This is a genomic window from Citricoccus sp. (assembly GCF_032154715.1).
Lineage (GTDB): Bacteria > Actinomycetota > Actinomycetes > Actinomycetales > Micrococcaceae > Citricoccus.
On the sequence record NZ_JALDXU010000142.1, the window covers coordinates 1 to 4,985 of the forward strand.

4 protein-coding genes are annotated in these 4,985 nt (G+C 71.8%); all 4 read left to right on the plus strand.

Annotation, left to right across the window (positions count from 1 at the left end):
• Positions 1-294: 294 nt before the first annotated feature.
• Positions 295-1,581: a phosphopyruvate hydratase gene (eno, locus tag RUH65_RS15165; protein WP_313818464.1), complete on the plus strand. Its 1,287-nt coding sequence runs from the start codon at positions 295-297 to the stop codon at positions 1,579-1,581.
• 199 nt (positions 1,582-1,780) lie between these two features.
• A complete protein-coding gene (locus RUH65_RS15170; RefSeq protein WP_313818466.1) occupies positions 1,781-2,677 on the plus strand; it encodes a septum formation initiator family protein in 897 nt (298 codons plus the stop codon).
• A gap of 53 nt (positions 2,678-2,730) precedes the next feature.
• Positions 2,731-4,500 (plus strand): DUF501 domain-containing protein, encoded by a 1,770-nt coding sequence (locus tag RUH65_RS15175; RefSeq protein ID WP_313818467.1) that lies wholly within the window; start codon positions 2,731-2,733, stop codon positions 4,498-4,500.
• 89 nt (positions 4,501-4,589) lie between these two features.
• A partial coding sequence (locus RUH65_RS15180; RefSeq protein ID WP_313818468.1) for a S8 family serine peptidase occupies positions 4,590-4,985 on the plus strand: 396 nt, incomplete at its 3' end.

Below are 4,985 nucleotides of genomic sequence, written 5' to 3' on the forward strand. Positions count from 1 at the left end.
CGGCCCGCCGCCGTCGGGCACGAATCCGCTGGTGCTGCAGGACGAGGGGGAGTTGGGCGCCGAGCTGTTCCGGCTGGTCCAGCGTTCCCGTGCCGCGGGGCTCGATCCCGAGCGAGCGCTGCGCCAACACCTGGCCGCGCTCCGTCACGACCTCTCGGGGACGGACCCGACGGGCTAGGCTGAACCCGCATCGCCCCCGAGGTACCGCAACCTGCGCCACGGCGCCCGCCCGGACCGTCAAGCCACACCGGCTCTGACGGTCCACCCACCGACAGTCTTCAAAGGAGACCGCACATGGCCCTGATCGACGCCATCCATGCCCGTGAAATCCTCGATTCCCGCGGTAACCCCACCGTTGAGGTGGAGGTCCTGCTGACCGATGGCTCACTGGGCCGCGCCGCCGTGCCCTCCGGCGCCTCCACGGGAGAGTTCGAAGCCGTCGAGCGCCGCGATGGTGACCAGGGTCGCTACCTCGGCAAGGGCGTCCTGGGTGCCGTCAACGCCGTCATCGAGAACATCGCGGACGAGCTCGAGGGTGAGGACGCCACGGACCAGCGTCTCATCGACACCCTGATGATCGATCTGGACGGCACTGAGAACAAGGGCACTCTGGGCGCCAACGCCATCCTCGGGGTCTCGCTGGCTGTGGCCAACGCCGCCGCCGCCTCCTCGGACCTCTCCCTGTTCAAGTACCTGGGCGGCCCGAACGCCCACGTGCTCCCGGTGCCGATGATGAACATCCTCAACGGAGGCGCCCACGCCGACTCGAACGTGGACATCCAGGAGTTCATGATCGCCCCGATCGGTGCCCCGAGCTTCTCCGAGGCCCTGCGCTGGGGCGCCGAGGTCTACCACACCCTCAAGAAGGTGCTGCAGGAGCGCGGGCTCGGGACCGGACTGGGAGACGAGGGCGGCTTCGCCCCGTCCCTGCCGTCCAACCGCGCCGCCCTGGACCTCATCACCGAGGCCATCACCCAGGCCGGCTACACCCCGGGTGAGGACATCGCCCTGGCCCTGGACGTGGCCTCCTCTGAGTTCTGCTCGAACGCCACCTACACGTTCGAGGGCGAGCAGAAGAGTGCCGCGGACATGATCGCGTACTACGAGGAGCTGGCCGCGCACTATCCGCTGATCTCCATCGAGGACCCGCTGGACGAGAACGACTGGGAGGGCTGGCAGCAGCTCACCGCCTCCCTGGGGGCCACGGTCCAGCTCGTGGGCGACGACCTGTTCGTCACCAACCCGGAGCGCCTGCAGCGGGGCATCGACGAGCAGTCGGGCAACGCCCTGCTGGTTAAGGTGAACCAGATCGGTTCCCTGACCGAGACCTTCGACGCGATCTCCCTGGCCCAGCGCCACCAGTTCCACTGCATGATCTCCCACCGCTCCGGCGAGACCGAGGACACCTTCATCGCCGACCTGTCCGTGGCCACCAATGCCGGCCAGATCAAGACCGGCGCCCCGGCCCGCTCGGACCGGGTGGCCAAGTACAACCAGTTGCTGCGTATCGAGGAGGAGCTGGGCGATTCCGCGAGCTACGCGGGCGCCTCGGCCTTCCCGCGGTTCACCGCCCGCGCCTGACCGGCCGCCCCGCAACCCCGTTCCCGGTTCTCCCAGGGGCGGGGTTGCGGTGGTTAACGGCGAAAGCCCGGCAAACGCCGGGGAAACCGCTCGGCGCGCTGTCCCGACGCCGGGCCGCTCAGCCGTTATCGTCAGAGGGACCCGGGGAGATGGCCCGGTCTCACTACAGGTCTTGTTCAGGATGGGCTCGGAGGTACAGGTGGCAACTCGTCGTCCGCGCGTCCCCAAAACGTCCCAGCGCCAGCTGGCCGAGGTGGGGGCCGGCGCCGCCCAGGGCACGGGCACCGCCGGACCCGGCTCGGCACCACATCTGGTGGGTGGCCACTCCGCCAAAGTCATCCCCCTCGATGCGGCACCGTCGCGCCAATCCCTCGAATCCCTCGAATCCCGTGCATCTCCGGAGCCGACGGACCGGGAGTCTGCCGATCAGCGGCCCGCCGCCCGGGCACTGAGCGGCTCCGCGGCATTCGCCGACGCGGAGGCCCCGGACGGATCCGCCGCCGACCTGGACGCCGAGACGGCTGCGGAGGTCATCTCGGCCGGTCCGTCACCGGAGCCGACCCCGGAACCGACTCCAGGGCAGCGCCGGGCCGACGAGCGCCGCGACCTGTTGCGCCGGTCCGCGCCCCGTGGCCGTGCTCTGGGCCGTGCCTCCAGCGGGGCGGCGGCAGCGCCGGCGCCCGGTCCGGCCCTGGCCCCGGTCGAACCCGTTCCGGCCCGCAACCTCACCGGCCGCTCCGTGGCCTTCCTGGTGGTGCTCTTCGTGGCCGCGGTGCTCCTGGCGCCGACCCTGCGGGTGTTCCTGGACCAGCAGGCCGAGCTTCGGGCCGTCCAGGAGGACATCGCCGCCGAGCAGCAGCTGCAGCAGGACCTCACGAACGAGATCGCCCGCTGGGACGACCCGGCCTACATCCAGCAGCAGGCGCGTGAACGCTTCAATCTCGTGATGCCCGGGGAGCAGACCTACATGGTGATCGGCGGCGACGAGGCCGTGGAGGACCCCGTGCCGCCGCCGGCCAGCCCGAGCCAGGTCAACCAGGACATGCCGTGGGCGGACGCCCTGCTGGACTCGGTGGTGCGTGCCGGGACCGACTAGGCTGGAGCACTTGTCACCGGCACCAACGCACCGACTGAGGCAAGATCATCACCATGACGCAGAACCTGGACCGCACCCCCTCGCAGCAGGACCTGGACACCATCAGCCTGCAACTGAACCGGCCAGCGCGTGACGTGGTCGAGATCGGGGCCCGGTGCGTGTGCGGGAATCCGCTGGTGGCCACCACCGCTCCGCGGCTGTCCAACGGCATCCCCTTTCCCACCACGTTCTACCTGACCCACCCCGTGGTCACGGCAGCCGTCTCCCGGCTGGAGGCGTCCGGTGCGATGGCCGAGATGTCCGAACGGCTGCAGCAGGACGGGGAACTGTCTGCCCGCTACCGGAGCGCGCACGAGGCCTACCTGACCGAGCGTGACCGCGTGGGCCGGGTGGCCGGGACGGATGGGGTCCCCGAGATCTCGGGCATCTCCGCCGGCGGCATGCCCGAACGGGTCAAGTGCCTGCACGTTCTGGTGGCTCATGCACTAGCAGCAGGGCCCGGCGTGAACCCCCTCGGGGACGAGGCACTCGGGCGCATCCGGGAGGACTGGACCGCGGAGACCTGCTGGTGTGCCGGCGCCTGGGACCCCGGGGCACCCGTGCCCAGCAGGGACCTCAGCCGCCACGTCAAGCGGCTCGCGGGGGAGCGGAACCCCGTGCAGGGCCCCCTGTCCGGCGCAACGCCACGCCGACCGGCCAGTGAGGACTCCGAAGCCCACATCCGGCGGGACAGCGGTGTCCCCGGCCCGGGCCGGACTGTCGCAGCGATCGACTGCGGGACCAACTCCATCCGTCTGCTCGTGGCACGTCTCGAATCTCCGACGGATCAGCCCGGCACCGGGGGCACCGGGGGCACCGGCAGCACCGCCGCCCCCCGGCTCGTGGACCTGCACCGCGAGATGCGCGTGGTCCGGCTGGGGGAGGGCGTGGACGCCACCGGCCGGTTGTCCGAGGCCGCCATGCAGCGCACCTTCGCCGCCACGGAGGACTACGCCGCGATCATCCGCGACCTCGGGGCCACCTCCCTCCGGTTCGTGGCCACCTCTGCCAGCCGCGATGCCGCCAACGCCGCCGACTTCACCGCCGGAATCCGTCAACGACTGGGGGTGGAGCCCGAGATCGTGACGGGGGATGAGGAGGCGGCACTGTCCTTCGCCGGCGCGGCCTCCGTCCTGGCCTCGACCCCCCTCCCGACGCCCGAGCGTGCGCGACCGGCCAGCCTGACCGGTCAGGCCCGTCACGCGGCCGCCGGGCTGGTGCTGGTGGTGGACCTGGGGGGCGGATCCACCGAATTCGTCCTCGGCACGCTGGCCGACCCGGAGAGTGGTGGGCCACAGGTCACCCACGCCCTCAGCGTCAAGATGGGCTGCGTCCGGTTCACCGAACGCCACCTGCGGACCGATCCACCGACCGATGCCGAGATCCAGGCGGCGATGCGGGACATCGCGGCCGTCCTGGACGAGGTGGAGGCGCGCATCCCGCTCGGGGAGGTGGCCGCCGTCGTCGGTGTGGCCGGGACCGTCACCACCGTGACCGCCGCGGCGCTGGGCCTGGCCGCCTACGATCCCGGGGCCATCCACGCCACGGAGCTGGATGTGGACGTCATTGGTGACACCGCCGGGCGACTGCTGGCGGCGACCCGGGCCGAACGGGCCGCGCTGCCCTACATGCACCCGGGCCGCGTCGACGTGATCGGGGCAGGCGCCCTCATCTGGTCGATGATCCTGCGCCGCGTGGCCCAGGCCGGCCATGGCGCGGTCACCACGGCCATCACGTCCGAGCACGACATCCTGGACGGGATCGCCCTGTCCCAGACGGCATGAGCGACCACCGGTCCGGCCGGCGGGGGAGGGCGCCACGCCTCGGCGGCCGGCAGCCCCGCCTGACCACGGCGTCTCGGTTAGCCGTCCCCATGCTCACCGCGGCCCTCGTGGGCGGACCCGTGCTGCTGCCGCCGCCGGCCGGAGACTGGACCGGGTCCGGCGAGCCCGGCGCGCCCGCTGACTTGGGCTGGTCGGCCCTGCCCGCCGCCTCGGCGGATGAATGGCGGGACCAGCAGTACTGGCTGGACGAGTACGGATTCCGCGACGCGTGGGGCACCAGCCAGGGCGAGGGCGTCACGGTCGCGGTGATCGACACCGGCATCGACGCGGACCATCCCGACCTGGGCGGGCAGGTGGTCGGCGGCATCGACGTCTCCGGTGCGGGCAACGACTCCGGCACCGAGCCGGTCGGGGAGATGTCCGAGCACGGCACCCTGGTGGCCTCGGTCCTGGCCGGCCGCGGCAACAACGAGGCCGCGCTGCGC

What these genes read in the sequence shown, in the direction of transcription:
- eno (WP_313818464.1), top strand. Translation starts at nt 295, where the DNA reads ATGGCCCTGATCGACGCCATCCATGCCCGTGAAATCCTCGATTCCCGC.
- RUH65_RS15175 (WP_313818467.1), top strand. Translation starts at nt 2,731, where the DNA reads ATGACGCAGAACCTGGACCGCACCCCCTCGCAGCAGGACCTGGACACC.